General features: G+C 64.1%; 1 protein-coding gene. It reads left to right on the forward strand.

Annotated features, from left to right (window positions below):
- Positions 1 to 797, forward strand: a 797-nt coding sequence (locus CKW40_RS42270) for a Ulp1 family isopeptidase (RefSeq protein ID WP_244571573.1), incomplete at its 5' end; no start/stop codon positions are given.
- Between the last annotated feature and the right edge of the window lie 327 nt (positions 798 to 1,124).

The following is a 1,124-nucleotide window of genomic DNA, read 5'->3' on the forward strand; positions in this document are numbered from 1 at the left end:
GGCAGCCCAGCGCCCCGTCGCACGTGGAAAGCTTTGATCAGGAGCGCTTTTGGCAGGGGGTCGACCAGGCCGAGCGGCCGGGCCGGGCCGGCGCGACGTCCGCATGGCCAGTGGAGGTGCCCTCCGACTCCGATTTGTGGTCGTTTGGCCCGGATGCACTGCGTGATGATGCCCAATCTGCTCCCGACCGCCCCAACGGGCTGGAGCTCGGGCCGGAGAGCTGGCTGGGAGACGAGCATATCTATGCGGATTACGTGCTCTTGCGGCAGGAGTTGCAGAACATCAATCCGGATCTCGCCGCCCGGACGCGGTTCGTCGATCCCGTCATAGCCCATCATCTGCGCTCAAGCCCCGAAGATGTCGCGGAAGCTACACTCGGCCACATCGTTGGGGGTCAGTATCGTAACGATACCGCCGACTTCCTGTTCCTGCCACTGAATGATGCCGATCCTACGAATCCTAATCGCCGTGGCACCCATTGGTCGCTGCTGCTCCTTGATCGCCGCGACCGCGCAAACCCGGTCGCCTATCACTACGATTCCCTCAGGGCACGCCGAATCCACAACACCATTGCAACAGAGCTCGCAGCGAGGCTGCAGGCCGGCCGCCTGGCGCGACCCGACATGGCCCAGCAGCTAAACGGCTACGATTGCGGCGTCTTTTTGCTGGACGCCACGCGGGCGCTGGCTGCAGGATTGGAACAAGGACAGCAGCCAGACGAGGTGCACCTCAATGACCTCGTTGGCGATCGCCAGGCACTCCGGCAGCGACTGAGGACTGATCCCCGCTGGGGCTGATGGAGCTCGCTGGAGCGGCTCTCGCCGACACCAATTGTGGGGTCGCCGCGAGCGAGAGGATCAGGGCGACGACGACCTCCTCCGCTTTCAGGATCGGCCCGTCCGTCGGTCCCTCTTTCCGAGTCGTCGGTAAGCCGGCCTGGAAGATGCGATCGGCGCGCCGGGATTGGCAAAGGCGCAGCCGTTCGCAGTCGAGGAGAGATGGTAACGGTCGCCTCCTGTCTGAGAGGATCAAGGGCTTCAGGGCCCAACCATTCCGACAGGAAGTTTTCCGATGGCCCAGGTGAGCGCCCTTTCGCCGGCTCGTGATCCAGAATACGAGGTCCG

It is taken from the genome of Mesorhizobium carmichaelinearum (assembly GCF_900199455.1).
In the GTDB taxonomy this organism is placed as follows: Bacteria; Pseudomonadota; Alphaproteobacteria; order Rhizobiales; family Rhizobiaceae; genus Mesorhizobium; species Mesorhizobium carmichaelinearum.